At 74.4% G+C, this 15427-nt stretch carries 16 protein-coding genes; 6 read left to right on the top strand and 10 right to left on the bottom strand.

Translation table 11 applies throughout. The features are described 5' to 3' along the window. Nucleotides 1–29 precede the first annotated feature (29 nt). From mbhE (AC0GKK_RS08110) to mnhG (AC0GKK_RS08135), 6 genes are read left to right on the top strand one after another with little or no spacing between them, the layout of a single operon-like run. On the top strand, nt 30–2768 hold the full coding sequence (gene mbhE / locus AC0GKK_RS08110) for a hydrogen gas-evolving membrane-bound hydrogenase subunit E (protein WP_489883511.1): 2739 nt from the start codon (nt 30–32) through the stop codon (nt 2766–2768). Further along, nucleotides 2765–3073 carry a sodium:proton antiporter gene (locus tag AC0GKK_RS08115; protein ID WP_062400935.1) on the top strand — a complete coding sequence of 103 codons (309 nt, stop codon included), beginning with the start codon at nt 2765–2767 and terminating at the stop codon, nt 3071–3073. The genes mbhE (AC0GKK_RS08110) and AC0GKK_RS08115 overlap by 4 nt, the downstream gene beginning before the upstream one ends. Then, complete coding sequence (locus AC0GKK_RS08120) at nt 3070–4599, top strand: monovalent cation/H+ antiporter subunit D family protein (protein WP_489883512.1); 1530 nt, start codon at nt 3070–3072, stop codon at nt 4597–4599. The genes AC0GKK_RS08115 and AC0GKK_RS08120 overlap by 4 nt, the downstream gene beginning before the upstream one ends. Further along, complete coding sequence (locus AC0GKK_RS08125; RefSeq protein WP_489883513.1) at nt 4509–5000, top strand: Na+/H+ antiporter subunit E; 492 nt, start codon at nt 4509–4511, stop codon at nt 4998–5000. Before AC0GKK_RS08120 ends, AC0GKK_RS08125 begins: the two co-directional genes overlap by 91 nt. Continuing rightward, nucleotides 4997–5269, top strand: a complete 273-nt coding sequence (locus AC0GKK_RS08130; RefSeq protein WP_226355704.1) for an MrpF/PhaF family protein — start codon at nt 4997–4999, stop codon at nt 5267–5269. Before AC0GKK_RS08125 ends, AC0GKK_RS08130 begins: the two co-directional genes overlap by 4 nt. After that, nucleotides 5266–5634 (top strand): monovalent cation/H(+) antiporter subunit G, encoded by a 369-nt coding sequence (gene mnhG, locus AC0GKK_RS08135; protein ID WP_251784874.1) that lies wholly within the window; start codon nt 5266–5268, stop codon nt 5632–5634. Before AC0GKK_RS08130 ends, mnhG (AC0GKK_RS08135) begins: the two co-directional genes overlap by 4 nt. Here the strand turns inward: mnhG (AC0GKK_RS08135) and mnhG (AC0GKK_RS08140) are convergent. The 10 genes from mnhG (AC0GKK_RS08140) to AC0GKK_RS08185 all read right to left on the bottom strand — a co-directional run bounded on the left by mnhG (AC0GKK_RS08140) (nt 5550) and on the right by AC0GKK_RS08185 (nt 15387). Then, the gene (gene mnhG / locus AC0GKK_RS08140; protein ID WP_307799284.1) at nt 5550–6020 is read right to left on the bottom strand and encodes a monovalent cation/H(+) antiporter subunit G; all 471 of its coding nucleotides are present in this window, start codon (nt 6018–6020) and stop codon (nt 5550–5552) included. The two genes, mnhG (AC0GKK_RS08135) and mnhG (AC0GKK_RS08140), sit on opposite strands and share 85 nt — an antisense overlap. Continuing rightward, nucleotides 6002–6268 (bottom strand): MrpF/PhaF family protein, encoded by a 267-nt coding sequence (locus AC0GKK_RS08145; RefSeq protein ID WP_062400930.1) that lies wholly within the window; start codon nt 6266–6268, stop codon nt 6002–6004. The genes mnhG (AC0GKK_RS08140) and AC0GKK_RS08145 overlap by 19 nt, the downstream gene beginning before the upstream one ends. Beyond that, nucleotides 6265–7047 (bottom strand): Na+/H+ antiporter subunit E, encoded by a 783-nt coding sequence (locus tag AC0GKK_RS08150; protein ID WP_489883514.1) that lies wholly within the window; start codon nt 7045–7047, stop codon nt 6265–6267. The genes AC0GKK_RS08145 and AC0GKK_RS08150 overlap by 4 nt, the downstream gene beginning before the upstream one ends. Continuing rightward, on the bottom strand, nt 7044–8639 hold the full coding sequence (locus AC0GKK_RS08155) for a Na+/H+ antiporter subunit D (protein ID WP_489883996.1): 1596 nt from the start codon (nt 8637–8639) through the stop codon (nt 7044–7046). The genes AC0GKK_RS08150 and AC0GKK_RS08155 overlap by 4 nt, the downstream gene beginning before the upstream one ends. Nucleotides 8640–8680: 41 nt before the next feature. Continuing rightward, complete coding sequence (locus tag AC0GKK_RS08160; protein WP_062400925.1) at nt 8681–9139, bottom strand: Na(+)/H(+) antiporter subunit C; 459 nt, start codon at nt 9137–9139, stop codon at nt 8681–8683. Further along, the gene (locus tag AC0GKK_RS08165) at nt 9136–9720 is read right to left on the bottom strand and encodes an MnhB domain-containing protein (RefSeq protein WP_489883515.1); all 585 of its coding nucleotides are present in this window, start codon (nt 9718–9720) and stop codon (nt 9136–9138) included. The genes AC0GKK_RS08160 and AC0GKK_RS08165 overlap by 4 nt, the downstream gene beginning before the upstream one ends. Beyond that, nucleotides 9717–12089 (bottom strand): hydrogen gas-evolving membrane-bound hydrogenase subunit E, encoded by a 2373-nt coding sequence (mbhE, locus tag AC0GKK_RS08170; protein ID WP_489883516.1) that lies wholly within the window; start codon nt 12087–12089, stop codon nt 9717–9719. The genes AC0GKK_RS08165 and mbhE (AC0GKK_RS08170) overlap by 4 nt, the downstream gene beginning before the upstream one ends. 173 nt (nt 12090–12262) lie before the next feature. Further along, nucleotides 12263–12697, bottom strand: coding sequence for a GNAT family N-acetyltransferase (locus tag AC0GKK_RS08175; RefSeq protein ID WP_345654176.1), 435 nt, complete (start codon nt 12695–12697; stop codon nt 12263–12265). Between the two features lie 61 nt (nt 12698–12758). Further along, on the bottom strand, nt 12759–13979 hold the full coding sequence (locus AC0GKK_RS08180) for a cytochrome P450 (protein ID WP_476654115.1): 1221 nt from the start codon (nt 13977–13979) through the stop codon (nt 12759–12761). Nucleotides 13980–14205: 226 nt separating this feature from the next. After that, entirely contained in the window at nt 14206–15387 is a 1182-nt protein-coding gene (locus AC0GKK_RS08185; protein WP_251784878.1) for an MFS transporter, read from the bottom strand. Nucleotides 15388–15427: the final 40 nt, after the last annotated feature.

Raw genomic sequence — 15427 nt, forward strand, 5'->3', positions numbered from 1 at the left:
CCCGGCCCCCTGGACGGAGGCGCTGCCCGGTGATCCCTCTGGTCACCCTGGGCGGGGCGGTCGCGCTGGCGCTGCTCGCCCCGGTGCTCGCCCGGCTGCTCGGCCGCAACGCGGGCTACCCGCTGGCCGCGGGTCTCGCCGCACTGGCCGTGTACGCGAACACCGCCGCCGGTGACGTCGTCCGCGGGGAGGTCCTCACCGCGGGCGTGTCCTGGATGCCGTCGCTGGGCATCTCCTTCGGTCTGCGGATGGACGGCCTGTCGCTGCTGTTCGTGACGATCGTGCTGGGCGTCGGCGCGCTGGTGATGGCCTACTGCCCGCGCTACCTGGAGTCGTACTACCCGATCGGCACCGTCTACGGACTGCTCACCGGGTTCGCCGCCGCCATGATCGGTCTGGTCACCGCGAACGACCTGGTGCTGCTCTACGTGTTCTGGGAGCTCACCACCGTCCTGTCGTTCCTGCTCGTCAACACCGCCGGACCGGCGGCTGCGCTGCCCGCGGGCCGCGCACTCGTCGTGACGGCGATGGGTGGGTTCGCCCTGCTCGGCGCGGTGGTGATGATCGGCGTCGCGGCCGGGAGCACCAGCCTCGACGTGGTCCTCGCCGACCCGGGCGCGGTGCTCGCCAGCCCCCTGGCCCCGGCCGCGGGGGCGCTGCTGATCCTGGCCGCGGCGACGAAGTCCGCGCAGCTGCCGTTCACGTTCTGGCTGCCCGGCGCGATGGTCGCGATGACCCCGATCAGCGCCTACCTGCACGCCGCGACGATGGTGAAGGCCGGCATCTACCTGCTGATGCGGTTCACCCCGGTCTACGTGCCGTCGGTGGCCTGGTCGGCGGTGCTCGTCCCGCTCGGGCTGGCGACGGCCGTCGTCGGCGCGGTGCTGGCGCTGCGCGAGCACGACCTGAAGGCGGTGCTCGCGCACTCCACGGTGAGTCAGCTGGGCCTGCTCACCGCCGCGATCGGCGTCGGCACGTCCTACGCGCTGTCCGCGGCGGTGCTGCACACCTTCGCCCACGCCCTGTTCAAGGCGACCCTGTTCATGCTGGTCGGGATCATCGACAAGGAGGCGGGCAGCCGCGACGTGCGCGAGCTCGGCGGCCTGCGGAAGGTCATGCCGGTCACCGCGGCGCTGACCGGGGTCGCCGCGCTGTCGATGGCGGGGGTGCCGCCGCTGCTCGGGTTCGTGTCCAAGGAGAACCTCTACGAGGGCTTCCTGGAGGCCGACTTCGCGCCCGGCGCCGGGCCGGTGGCCGCCGCCGTCGCGGTCGTGGCGTCGGCGCTGACCTTCGCCTACTCCGCCCGGATCGTGCACGGTGCGTTCGGCGGCAGGCTCAGCCAGCCCGGCCTGTACGAGCCGTCGTGGGCGTTCCTCGCCCCGGCCGCCGTCGCCGCACTGCTCGGGCTGGTCCTGGGCCCCGCGGTCCGGGTGCTGAACCCACTGACCGACCGGGCCGCCCGCGACCTGGACCCGGGCTCGGAGCCGGTCACGTTCGTGCTCTGGCCCGGCTTCGGCACCGCACTGGTGCTGTCGGTGCTCACCGTCGCCGGCGGCTACGCGCTGTTCCACTGGCGCGACCGGGTCGACCGGGCGCTGGAGCGCCTCCCGGTCCCCGACGGCGCCGCGGTCTTCGACCGGATCCGGGCCGGGGTGCTCGCCCTCGGCGCCCGGGTGGGGCGCCCCGACACCGACCCCTCCCCCGCCGCCGTCCTGGCCCGCCCGGTGCTCGCGCTGCCGGTGCTCGCCGTCGCCGCCGGGGTGGCCCTGCCCGCGCTGCCGCCGTTCCCCGCGCCGGTCACACGGCCACTGGACTGGGTGGTCGTCGTGCTCGTGCTGGCCACGGTCGCCGGGGCCGTGACGACCCGCTCGGTCACCGCGGCGCTGGCGCTGACCGGCTTCGGCGGGCTGGCGACGGCGCTGTGGCTGCTGCTCGCCGGCGCCCCGGACGTCGCGATGACGCTGCTGCTGGTGGAGGTGCTGACCACCGTCGTCGCGGTGCTCGTGCTGCGCGGGCGCAGGGTCCGGCTGCACCGCCCGGCGCGGTGGCGGCGGGCCCCGGCCGCGGTGGCCGCGCTGGCCGCGGGCCTGTCGCTGGGGGCGGCCACCTACCTGCTGACCGGGCGCCGCGAGCCGTCACCGGTCGGCGGGTACCTGCTGGACACCGCGGAGGCCGCCACCGGCGGGACGAACGTGGTCAACACGATCCTCGTCGACTTCCGCGGCATGGACACCTTCGGCGAGGCCGTCGTGGTCGGGGCGGCGGCACTGGGGCTCCTGGTGCTGATCCGGCGCGGTGAGACCGGCACGGAGGGCAGCACCCGCCGACGGGTCGCCACCGACGGCCCGGCCGACACGATCGTCATGCGGGTCGCCAGCCGTGTGCTGGCCCCGCTGATGCTCGTGATGTCGCTGTTCCTGCTCTGGCGCGGCCACGACGAGCCCGGCGGCGGGTTCATCTCGTCGCTGGTCGGGGGCGTCGCGATCGTCTTCCTGCGCCTCGCCCACCGCGGCGACGCGTGGGCGCTGCGCCTGCGGCCCGAACCGCTGGTCGGGTCCGGGCTCCTGCTGAGCCTGCTCACCGGGATCGCGGTGTACCCGCTGGGGCTGCCGTTCCTGACGCCGGTGTACCTGCCCGGCGGGGTGCTGTTGTCGTCGTTCGTGTTCGACCTGGGGATCTACCTGATGGTGGTGGGGCTGATCGTGGCCGCGACCGACCGGATCGGCGGGCGCGCCCGCACCGGCTCCCTGCTGGGGAGCTCCCGGTGACGGCCGCGGTCGTCGTCGCCGTGCTCGTCGCGGGCGGGGTGTACCTGGTCCTGCAGCGCGAGCTGCTGCGCACGGTGCTCGGGTTCGTGCTCCTCGGGCACGGCGTGAACGTCCTGATCATCTCCGCGGGCGGGATGGCGACCCGCGAGCCCGCGCTGCTGGGGCAGCAGGACCGGGCGCAGATGGCCGATCCGCTGCCGCAGGCGTTCGTGCTCACCGCGATCGTGATCGCCTTCGCGATCACGGTGTACCTGCTGGCCCTGCTCAAGGCCGGCGACGAGGACGAGGGCGGGGACCCCCGGTGACCGGCCTCGAGGCGCTCGTCGTCGCGCCGATCCTGGTTCCGCTCGCCGCGGCGGGCCTGCTGGTCCTGCTCACCGCGCGCCCGCCGGGCGGGGGCGGGCCGTTCCTGCTGCCGATGACGGCGCGGCGGATCGTCGCGTTCACCGCGCTCGCCGCGTCGACGGCCGTGTCCGCGGTCCTGCTCGCCGCCACCGCGGACGGCGCGGTGATCGTGCAGCGGCTCGGGAACTGGCCGGCCGGCATCGCGATCCCGCTGGCCGCCGACGCGTTCGGCACGATCATGCTGACCGTCACCGGGGTGCTGGGGATCGCCTGCCTGGCCTTCGCCGCGGTCACCGGGTCCGACACCGACCGTGCGTTTCTGCCGCAGTCGCTGCTGCTGCTCGCCGGAGTGCACGGCGCCTACCTCACCGCGGACCTGTTCAGCCTGTTCGTGTTCGTCGAGGTCATGCTCGTCCCCAGCTACGTGCTCATCGCGACCGGCCGGGGCCCGGAGCGGATCGCGGCGTCGCGGCTGTACCTGACGGTGAACCTGCTGGCCTCGACGGTGTTCCTCGCCGGGCTCGGGCTGGTCTACGGCGTCGCCGGGACGGTGCAGCTCGGCGATCTCGCCGGGCGCGCCGTGACCGACCCGGCGCTGGCCGCGGCGACCGCGGTGATCCTGCTGGCACTGTCGGTGAAGGCCTCGCTGGTGCCGCTGCACAACTGGCTGCCGCGGGCCTACACCGCCGCCCCGGCCGCGGTCACCGTGCTGTTCTCCGGGCTCCTGACCAAGGTCGGCGTGTACGCGTTGTTCCGGATCTACGCGACCGTCTACGACGGCGACCCGCGCTTCCTGCCGATCGTGCTGGTGGCCGCGCTGCTGACGATGGTCGTCGGGGTGCTCGGCGCGGTCGGCGCCGGCGGGATGCGCCAGATCCTGACCTTCCACATGGTCAGCCAGATCGGCTACATCGTGCTCGGCCTGGCGATCTGGACCCCGGCCGGGCTGGCCGCGGCGATCTACTTCCTGGTGCAGTACGTGCTGGTCAAGGCGGCACTGCTGATGGTCGCCGGTGCCGTCGAGCAGTACGTCGGCACCGACACGCTGTCCCGGCTCGGCGGGCTCGCCGCCCGCAACCCGGCGACCGCGGTCGCGTTCGCGGTGTCGGCGCTGAGCCTGGCCGGCATCCCGCCGCTGTCCGGGTTCGTCGCGAAGCTCGCCCTGGTGCTCGGCGCGGTCGACGCGGGCATGGTCACCGCCGCGCTCGTCGCGGTCGGGGTCAGCGTGTTCACCCTGCTGTCGATGCTCAAGATCTGGAACGGCGCGTTCTGGGGCGGCGACGCCCCCGAGCCGGACCCCGGGGGCGGTGCGGGCACCGTGGTCGCACTGCGGGTCCCGGTCCGCGCGGTGGCCCCGGCGCTGGCGCTGGGGGCGCTGTCGCTGCTGCTCGGGCTGTGGGCGGAGCCGCTGCTGGCGCTCTCGTCGGTCGCCGGGCAGGGTCTCGCCGACACCGCCGTCTACGTCGGGGCGGTGGGGGCGCCGTGACGACCCGCCGACGCGCACCCGGCCGCGGCGGGCGCCCGCGCGCCGCGGTGGGGTTCCTGCTGTGGTTCACCGGCGAGTTCTTCCGCGCCAACGCCGTCGTGCTCCGCGAGGTCCTCACCCCCGGGCACGGCATCGACCCGGCGGTGGTCCGGGTCCGGCTGCGGTCGCGGAGCATGATCGAGATCGCGTCGATCATGAGCCTGCTCAGCCTGACCCCCGGCACCCTCGCCCTGAACCTGACCACCGGCTCGCGCAGCCCGGAGCTGCTCGTGCACGGCATGCACGCCTCGGACCCCGAGCAGCTGCGGGCGAGCGTGCACGAGATGGAGGACCGGTTGCTGGCGTTCCTGCGCCGCCCCCCCCCGGGCGTGGTCGACCGCGATCCGGAGGAGACCCCGTGAGCACCCTGTTGCTGGACGCCGGGATCGTCGTACTGGCGCTCGGCCTGCTCGTCGCGGTCGGGCGGGTCCTGGCCGGGCCCACCGACGCCGACCGCGGGCTGGCCGTCGACTACGGCTTCGTGGTCGTCGTCGGGCTGATCGCGTTGCTGGCGCTGCGGCTGGGATCCACCGCGATGCTGGACCTCGTCGTCGTCGCGACGCTGGTCGGGTTCCTGACCACGGTCGCCGTGGCCCGGCTGATCTGGGCGGAGAAGGGGGCGAAGCGGTGAGCGTGCTCGTCGGCGGACCGGTGCAGAACGCGATCGGCGGGATCGTGCTCGGCGCCGGGGTGCTCCTGGTCGCCGCGGGCGCGGTCGGCATGGTGCGCCTGCCCGACGTCTACAACCGCACGAACGCCGTCACCAAGGCCGCCGGGCTCGGGATCGTCGCGATCCTCGTCGGGGTCGCGATCCTGGTGCCCGAGCCCGGGGTGCTGCTGACCCTCGGCGTCGCCGTGGCGCTGCAGCTGTTCACGATCCCGATCGCGAGCTTCGCGATCGGGCACGCCGCCTACCGCTCCGGTGCCCCGTCGACCCCGTCGACGCTGCGCGAGGACGACCCCGGCTCCGCGGGCTCCCGCGGCGACGACGGCTGAACCGTCCGCACCTCCCGGGCGCGCGCGTCGGCGTCGATGTCCTCCCCCAGGTCGTCGACGACGAGTGCGTCCCGGTCGATCGCGCCGCTGCGGTAGGCCGAGCGACCGACCACCTGCGAGATGACCGGCGCCGTCAGCACCTGGAACAGCACGACCAGGATCAGCGTCGAGGAGTTCTCGAACTCCAGGTTCACCGCGACGCCCAGCAGGATCAGCAGCAGCCCCAGGGTCTGCGGCTTGGTGGTGGCCTGCAGCCGGGCGGGCAGGTCCGGCAGGCGGACCAGCCCGAGCGCGCCGAGCAGGCAGGACAGCCCGCCGGCGAGCATCAGCGCGGCGGAGACCACGTCGAGCACGTCGTGCACGCCCATCAGCGGTGCCGCTCCCATCGTTCGACCAGGCGGGCCGCCGTCGCCGAGCCGACCAGCGCGATCAGCGCGACCGCGGCCAGCAGCGGGATGTTCGACCCGTCGGAGTAGATCGCCGCGTACACCGCGGCCGCGGCCACGATGAGCACGACGAACACGTCCAGGGCCGCGATGCGGTCCAGCGTGGTGGGGCCCTTCAGGAGCCGCCACATCGTCAGCGCCGCCGCGGCGGTCAGCATGATCAGTACCAGCGTGTGGACGACGGTCACCGGTCGTTCCTCCCCGCGTCCTCGGCGGTGACCGCGGCGACGGCGGCGGCGCACCGGTCCCGGTCCTCCTGGCTGCCGACGGCGTCGATGACCCGCATCTGCAGCCGCATCATGTCCCGGCGGAGCCGTTCGACGGCGCCGGGCCGGTGCAGGCCGAGTGCGTAGACGTACCAGCGGTGCCGGGCCCGGTCGATCTGCAGCGTGAAGCTGCCCGGGGACAGCGCGCAGGCCGCGACGATCGTCGTCGCGGTGCGGTCCGAGCCGGTGCACAGCGGCAGCCCGACGATCCCGGACCGGGCGCGCGGCCCGTGCCGCAGCGTCACCATGCTGACCCGGATCCCGGAGACGACCAGGTCCGATGCCAGGAACGCCAGCAGCCGCAGCAGCTTCCACGGGCGGAACGGGAGCCGCTCGGGCAGCAGCGGAAGCGGGAAGATCGCCGTCACCGCGGCGCCGACGAGCAGCCCGCCGACGATCGCGGCCGGGGACACGCTCCCCCACAGCAGCACCCAGACCAGCGCCAGCGCCAGCACCTGCGGGATCCGCCGGAGCACGCTCCCGCCGCGGGCGGAGCCGCCCATCGGCTCGGCGACGGTGTCCGGGACCGGCGGGGGCACCCGGGCGGGGGTGCGGTCGGCCTCGGGTGTCTCGCCCGCCTCGGCCGCGCCCATCTCGCGGTCGCGGACGGCCTCCGGGCAGGTCTCGGCGTCGTCGAGCTCGCGCGGGTCCGGTCCGTCGGCCGTGCCCGCGCCACCGCGGCTCGGGGTCTGCTCGCTCACGGGGTCACCTCCGGGGTGTCGCCGGCCGCGGTCCGGACGGTCGTGTTCCCGTCGACGCCGCCGGCCGGCCCGCCGGCGCTGATGGTCCCATCGCTGCCGGGGTCCGCGCCCGGCCCGAGGACGGCGTCGGTGTAACCGGTCCGGTCGTGCAGGTCCACCCCGGCCCGGGCGGTCACCCCGGACAGCGGGCCGGCGAACAGCGCGATCGCGACGCTGACCACGACCAGCGCGGACGCGCCGACGTACATGCCGCGGGCGCTGCGCGCGGTCCCGACGACGAGCTCGTCGTTCGGGTCGTCGTCGGCGAGGGGCTCCTTGGGGGCGCCCCAGAACACCCGCACCCAGACCCGGGCGACGGCGTAGAGGGTCAGCAGGCTCGCCAGCACGACGACGGCGGCGACCAGCGCCCCGGCGAGGCCCGCGCCCGCACCGGCCTGCAGCAGCGCGAGCTTCGCGACGAACCCCGAAGTGGGTGGCAGCCCGGCGAGGGTGATCGCGGGGATCGCGAACAGCACGGCCAGGTGCGGTGCCCGCTGGGCCAGCCCACCCATCTGGGAGATCGACACCGTCCCGGTCCGCCGGGTGATGAGCCCGCTGACCAGGAACAACGTCGCCTGGACCGTGATGTGGTGGACGACGTAGAGCCCGGTCCCGGCGATGCCGTCGGGGGTGTGCAGGGCGAGCCCGAACACCATGAACCCGATGTGGCTGACCAGCAGGAACGACAGCAGCCGGTTGAGGTCGTCCTGGGCGACGGCGCCGAGTGCCCCGACCACCATCGTGACGGCGGCGATCACCAGCAGCAGCGTCGACGGGCTGTCCTGCGGGAACACCAGCGTCTGGGTGCGCAGCAGCGCGTAGATGCCGACCTTGGTGAGCAGGCCCGCGAACAGCGCGGTGACCGGGGCGGGCGCGTTCGGGTAGCTGTCGGGCAGCCAGAAGTGCAGCGGCACGATCGCCGCCTTGATGCCGAACACCACGATCAGCACCAGGGCCAGGACCGCGCGCAGGCCCTCCGGCAGCGCACCCATCCGCCCGGCGAGGTCGGCCAGGTTGACCGTGCCGGTGGCGGCGTAGACGAGCCCCACCGCGGTGAGGAACAGCAGCGACGAGGTCAGCGACACGATCACGTAGGTCATGCCGGACCGGATCCGCGACGCCGACGTCCGCCGGGTGATGAGCACGTAGCTCGACGCCAGCATGATCTCGAACGCGACGAACAGGGTGAACAGGTCGCCGGTCAGGTAGGCCAGCGACACCCCCGTCGACAGCAGCAGGAAGATCGGGTGGAAGGTGGTGCTGGCGGTCTCCCGGCCGTAGTCGGAGATCCGCTGGTCGATCGCGTAGACGAGCACCGCGAGGGTCACCACCGACGAGATGAGCAGCAGCAGCGCCGACATCCGGTCGGCGACCAGCACGATGCCCATCGGGGCCGACCAGCCGCCGAGCTCGGCGACGACCGGGCCGTTCGCGTCGGCCGCGACCAGCAGCACGGCGGCGACGACGCACACCAGCGTCAGGGTCACCACGCCGATGACCCGCTGGGCCGAGGCGCGGCGGCTGACGACGACGCTGCTCGCGGCACCGAGCATGGGCAGCAGCACCGGCAGCGTGACCAGGGCCTGTAGCGGGGTCACCGGCGGCCCTCCTCGAGCTCGTGGGAGTCGGCGGTGTCCTCGGGCTCGGCGTCGGTCTCGTCCGCGGTGCCCTCCTCCATCGCGCCCTTGGGCTTCTGCCGGTCGGCGATGCGGCGGTCCTCCACGTCGTCCTGCACCTCGTCGTGCCCGACGAGCACCCAGGAGCGGTAGCCCAGGGCCAGCAGCAGCGTGGTGAGGGCGAAGGTGATGACGATGGCGGTCAACGCCAGCGCCTGCGGAAGCGGGTCGGTGATCTGCTCGGGCAGCACCGCGTCGAGGATCGGGGCGCGGCCGGGCGGGCCGCCGGAGACCTGCAGCAGCAGGTTCGCGCCGTGCCCGAGCACCACGATGCCGATCAGGATGCGCATGAGCGATCGCTGCATCAGCAGGTAGAACCCGACCGAGTACAGCACCGCGAGCACGATCGCCATGCTCAGGTTGATCGTGGTGTTCATCCGCGGCCACCTCCGCCCGGGACGTCCTCGCCGGCCTCGCGGGCGTCGCGGGCGATGCCGGAGCCGAGCGAGCGCAGCAGGTCGAGCACCACGCCGATGATCAGCAGGTAGACGCCGACGTCGAGCAGCAGGCTGGTCACGATGTCGAGGTAGCCGAACCGGCCGAAGGTGACGGTCCACTTGACCGAGGCGAGCACCGGATCGCCCCAGGCGACCGGGGCCAGTGCGGTGAGCACCGCGACGATCAGCCCGGTGCCGACCAGCACGGGCGGGCGGATCCGGAACCGGGAGCCCAGGTTGTCGTCGCCGCCCGCGATGTGGCGCAGCACGAACGCGAGCCCGGCGACCAGGCCGCCGGAGAACCCGCCGCCGGGGCCGTAGTGGCCCTCCAGCAGCAGGAACACCGAGAACACCAGCACCACGGGGAACAGCAGCCGGGCCGCGGCCTCCAGCACGAGGGTCCGCTCGCGGACGTCCGGGCAGGCGCCGGGGAGCATCCACCGCCCGCTGGGCTGGTCCATCCGGGCCCAGCTCTCGGCGTCCCCCGGCGGGGGTGCGGGCTTCTCCTGCGAGGCCGTCATCCGAGCACCTCCTGCTCGTGCTTCGGCGATCCCGAGCCGCTGCGCACGACCGTGCCGCCCTTCCTCTTGTCGTAACGGGTCGCGAGCACCAGGCTCGCGGTGCCGGCGGCACAGATCAGCAGCACGGTGATCTCACCGACCGTGTCGAGCGCGCGGAAGTCCACCAGGATCGCGCTGATCAGGTTGGTCGCGCCGGCCTCCGGCGCGCCGGCGATGAACGGCCCGGTGGTGGCGGGCGGCAGCGTGCGGGCCCCGGAGAGCACCACGGCCATCCCCGCGACCAGCAGGCCGCCGACCGCGGCGACCGCGGCCTTGGGGGCGCGGACGCGGCGCTCGCTGTCCGGCTCGTCGAAGTGGGCGGGCAGGCGTCGCAGCACGAAGACGAACGCCACCAGGGTGAGAGTCTCGACCAGGAACTGGGCGAGCGCCAGGTCGGGGGCACCGTCGATGACGAACAGGCCGCCGATGCCGTAGCCGACCGCGCCGACCAGCAGCACCGCGGTGAACCGGCGGTGCGCCAGGCACAGCGCGATCGCCGCGACGATCACCATCAGCCCGACCGGGACCTGCATGATCGAGTGGTAGGGCGCCTGGTCGGTCGGGAACGTGCCGGTCACGGCGAGGACCGGGCCGGGCAGCGCGATCAGTGTCGCGAGGATGCAGCCGAGGTAGACCGGCAGCGAGCCGATCTGCAGCCGGCCGGTGACCGTGATCGCCGAGCGCTCCAGCCCGGTCACGACGGCCTCGTACCCGCGCTGGGCGGACACGTGCGGCACCGAGAGGTGCCCGGTCAGGGTCTGTCCGTAGCGGTGCAGGAGGAGCCCGCCGACCAGCGCGACGCCGGTGAACAGCAGCGGCAGCCCGGGGGTGTGCCACAGGGCCAGCTCGTAGCGGGCGGCGTAGGCGTCGCCGAGCGGGGGCAGCGACGCGGCGTAGGAGGCGGCGAGCTGCTGGACCAGCGGCGCGGCGAACCCGGCCGCGATCCCGGTCAGCGCGCACAGCCACGCCGGGCCGGACAGGCCGAGCGGGACCGGGTCGCCGCCGGTGGGGTGCAGCCCCTTGGTGGAGAACGCGCCCCACAGGAACCGTGCGGTGTAGGCGACGGTCAGCAGCGAGCCCGCGACCAGTCCGATCGCCGCGATCCAGCCGCGGACGCCGCCCTCGAGCACGAACGCCTCGAACGCGGCCTCCTTGCCGACGAAGCCGAGCATCGGCGGGAGGCCCGCCATCGACAGGCCGGCGAGCGTGGCGATCACGGCGAGCCCCCGCCGGCGGCGCCCGAGACCGCACAGCTCCCGCAGGTCACGGGTGCCGCAGGCCTTGTCGATCGCCCCGACCACCATGAACAGCGGCGCCTTGAACAGCCCGTGCGCCAGCAGCATCGCGATGCCGGCGAGCCCGGCCACCCGCGAGCCGGACCCGAACAGCACCATGAGGAACCCGAGCTGGGAGACGGTGCCGAAGGCCAGCAGCCGCTTGAGGTCGGTCTGGCGCATCGCGCGCCAGCCGCCCAGCACCATCGTCGCGAGGCCGAGCACCATGACCGGCGCCCACCACACGGGGTGCACCGAGAACGCGGGCCCGAGCCGCGCGACGAGCACGACCCCGGCCTTCACCATCGACGCCGCGTGCAGGTACGCCGAGATCGGGGTCGGGGCGGCCATCGCGTACGGAAGCCAGGGGTGGAACGGCAGCTGCGCGGACTTGGTCAGCGCGCCCAGCAGGATCAGCACCAGCGACACCGACAGCGCGACCGGGCTGTCGGGGGCGAGCGTGCCGGAGGTCGCGGCCGCGGTGATCTCCGGGATCGAGTACGTGCCGGCCAGCTGGCCCAGCAGCACGATCCCGAGCAGCATCGCCAGCCCGCCGAACACGGTCACGACGAGCGCCTGGACCGCGGCGCGGCGGTTCTCCCGGTACTGGCCGCCCTGCCCGACGAGCAGGAACGACGTCAGCGACGTCAGCTCCCAGAACACGTAGAGGGTCAGCAGGTCGTCGGCCAGCACCAGGCCGAGCATCATCCCGGCGAAGGCGACCAGCAGCGCCGCGGAGCGGGCCGCGTCGGTGGAGCGCGGTCCGAAGTACCAGGCCGCGTAGATCATGATCAGCGCTCCGACGCCGGAGACGAGCACGATCATCGCGATCGCGAGCGCGTCCATCCGCAGGCTCAGCGTCAGCCCCAGCTCGGGCGCCCACTCGACGCGGTCGGTCACCCCGCCGGAAAGTGCGGTCGAGGCCTGCGTCATCGCCCACACGAGGGTGGCGGCGAGCAGGGCGGCGCCGGCGCCGAACGCCAGCCGCCGGTGGTACCGGGCGAGCGCGGGCAGGCACAGCGCCAGGACGAGATGGGCGGCCACGACGGCGAGCACCGACACCTCCTGGAGTCACGGGGTCGTTCGGACCAGCGGTTCCGCTCACGTCACGGCCGGACCCGGGGAGCGCCGGAAGAGGCCGCCGCACGATCACCGGAAGGGACGCGGCGACGACGCCGAGGTCATCCTATCGGCGCAACCGGACGTTTCGCCCGTGACCGTACCGAGTCTCACGCCGCGAGCGGTTTGGCGAAGCACCGGGAGCGGGGGTCGTTCCGGTACGCACCGAAGTTGCTGGTCCGACGGTATCCGCTGGTCTCGTACAGCGCGATCGCAGCGGGCTGGCCGTCACCCGTCTCGAGGATCATGCGACGACGCCCGGCGGCGGCGGCCGCACGCTCCAGCGCGACGAGTACCGCCCGGGCGTGTCCCCGGCCGCGGGCGGCGGGCTCGACGTACATCCGCTTCAGCTCGGCGTCGCCGTCACGGCGCGCCGGGTCGGCCGGGTCGGCGTCGACGGCGCGCCACGCCCCGGTCGCGACGGGGACGCCGTCGTCGTAGCCGACCAGGAACAACCCGGACGGGGTCCGGAAGTCGGCCGGGTCGACGGCGGTGGCGTCGCCGTCGCCGTAGACCTCGCCGTAGAACGCCTGCAGCCGCCGCATCAGTGGCGTCACGTCCGGATGGTCGAGCCCCGCCACGCGCAGTTCGAGTTCCCCCACGTCCTCATGATCGGTCCCAGGTGACCGGCAGCGCACGCAGCCCTCCGGTGAGCACGTCCGAGCGCAGCTCCAGCTCGGTGCGCGGCACGGCGAGGCGCAGCGACGGGAACCGGGCGGGCAGCGCCCGGAACACCTCGGTCAGCTCGACCCGGGCCAGGCTCGCGCCCACGCAGAAGTACGGCCCGTGCCCGAACGCGAGGTGCGAGGACTTCCTCTCCGCGTCGAACTCGGTCGCCCCGTCGAAGTGCCGCGGGTCCCGGTTCGCCGCGCCCGGGGCGAGCAGGATCGCGTCGCCCGCCGGGATGTGCACCCCGGCGATGTCGACGTCGGCGTGCGCGTAGCGCGGGATGCCGCCGTTGCCCCCGCTGGGCACCGCCAGCCGCAGGACCTCCTCGACCGCCCCCGGGGCGCGCTCCGGGTCCGCGGCGAGGGCCGCCCACTCCCCCGGGCGGTCCAGCAGCAGGACGGTGCCGGTGTCGATCCGGCCGACCGTCGTCTCGTGCCCGGCGAACAGCAGTCCGGCACCGAGCGCGGCGAGCCGGTCGCGCTGCTCCGGCGCCGAGCCGAGCGCGGCGAAGTCCGACAGCACGTCCTCCCCCGGCTCGTCGTCCTTGCGGTCGACGAGGCCGCGGACGTAGGCGAACAGTGCCTGCGCGGCGGCCTCGGCGCGGGGCCGGTCGTGGAGCAGCCCCAGCTCGCCGGACCAGCGCCGGAACTCCTCGCGGTCGTCGTAGGGGACGCCGAGCAGCTCGCAGATGACCAGCACCGGCAGCGGGAAGGAGAACAGCTCGTGCAGGTCGGCGCCGGGACCGGCGGCCTCGACGACGTCGAGCTGCCGGGCCACCAGCTCCGCGACGTGCCCGGAGAGCCTGCGCATCCGGCGCGCGGAGAACGCGGGCGCGAGCAGTCTGCGCATCAGGGTGTGGTTCGCGCGCTCGGTCTCCGGTGAGTCGCCGCTCGGCCCGCCGAAGATGATCGAGTCGGAGATGCGCGCGGCCCGCTCCGGCTCGGGGTGGCTGCGGCCGAGCCGGTCGTCGGCGAACAGGGCGCGGGCCTCGTCGTAACCGGTGACCAGCCACGCGACATCACCGGCCGGGGTCCGGACCGGGGTGATCGGGGACCGCTCCCGCAGCCGGTCGAACAGTGGCGGGAGCTCGAGGACGTCGTGGCGCGGGAACGGGAGGCGCGGCAGGTCCGTGGCGTCCGGACCGGTGGTGGTGGTCACCCGACCGACGGTACGAGCGCCGGCCGGTGGCCGCCTCCGTCCCGGGGTGGACATCGGGTGGACCCCCGGCCGGGGGCGGCGGCGCGCGCCGACCCCGACGGCCTCCCGGCTCGGACGGCGGGGGATCCGCACCGCGCGCGGTGATCCGCGGCGCGCGCGGACCCGGACGCGCGCGCGGAGCGGATCAGCGCGCGGACCGCGACCACACCGGGGCCGTGGCCACGGGTCAGGGCACCGCGGTCCGCTCCCGTGGGGACCGGCGCACCCGGTGCGCCCCCGCCCAGACCAGGCCCAGGCAGACCGCCTGCACCCCGGCGACGACGAGCAGCAGGACCGGGTATCCCGCGGCCCCGGTCAGGGCGGACAGCAGCATCGGCAGCAGGAAACCGGCGTAGGTCAGCGAGTAGAACACCGCGGTGAGCCCGGCCAGGTGCTCCGGCGCGGCGATGCGCTGGACCTCCTGCAGTCCTGACAGCAGCACGAAGCCGTAGCCGGCGCCGAGCAACGCGGCGGCACCGAACGCGACCGGGACGGAGCGGCCGGCGGCACCCGCCGCGGCCACCACCGTCCCGACGACGACGAGCGCGAGCCCGATCCGGGTGGCGGCGAGCGGCGAGCGTGCGTCGATCGTCCGGGCCGCGGACTGGGCGAGGAAGCCGCAGCCCAGGGTGACGGCGGTGAGCAGCGTCGCGACGAGCAGCCCGTAGCCGCCGACGACGTCGCCGAGCGCGGTCGGCTGCACCGCGAACGACAGCGCGGCGGCGCCGAACACCCACGGCGCGGCGGGCAGCACCAGCCACCGGAAGCGGGGGTGCGCGGCGGCGGGCACCCGCAGGTCGCGCAGCCAGGACCGGGAGCGGCCCGGCACGACCGTCTCCGGGGCCGCCACGAGCCACCAGGTGACGGGGACCATGAGCGCGATGTGGACCAGGTAGGGCAGCTCCATCGGCAGCGGTGCGAACTGCGCGAGCAGCCCGCCGACCAACGGTCCGAGGCCGAAGCCCGCGGTGAGCGCGAGCGCCGCCCGCCGGGCGCCCTCCCCCTCGCCGGACAGCTCCTTGACCCACGTCGTCGCCACCGCCATCGCGACGCCGATGCACAGGCCGAACAGCAGCCTGCCGGCGTAGAGCAGGATCTCGGAGAACGCACCGAGCGCGATGACGGCACTGGCCGGGATCGACGCGGCCGTCGCGGGCAGCAGCACCCGGCGGCGGCCCCAGCGGTCCGACGCGGGCCCGCCGACGAGCAGGCCCGGGGCGAGACCGAGCACGTAGACACCGAAGAACGCGGCGACCACGGTCGGCGAGTAGTGCCCCTGCTCGCGGTACATGACCATCAGCGGGCTGAACTGGTTGGCGCCGTAGCCGACGCCGAACAGCACGGCGGCCGGCCGCGTCCACGGCTTCACGATCGGTCTCCTCCTCGGAACGCGACGACGCCCCCGGGAA

The organism is Pseudonocardia sp. P-1, assembly GCF_058111925.1.

Coding starts and splice junctions, on each gene's coding strand:
- mnhG (WP_307799284.1), bottom strand. CDS start 6,020: ATGGGAGCGGCACCGCTGATGGGCGTGCACGACGTGCTCGACGTGGTC.
- AC0GKK_RS08155 (WP_489883996.1), bottom strand. CDS start 8,639: ATGCTCGGTGCCGCGAGCAGCGTCGTCGTCAGCCGCCGCGCCTCGGCC.
- AC0GKK_RS08160 (WP_062400925.1), bottom strand. CDS start 9,139: ATGAACACCACGATCAACCTGAGCATGGCGATCGTGCTCGCGGTGCTG.
- AC0GKK_RS08165 (WP_489883515.1), bottom strand. CDS start 9,720: ATGACGGCCTCGCAGGAGAAGCCCGCACCCCCGCCGGGGGACGCCGAG.
- AC0GKK_RS08175 (WP_345654176.1), bottom strand. CDS start 12,697: ATGCGGCGGCTGCAGGCGTTCTACGGCGAGGTCTACGGCGACGGCGAC.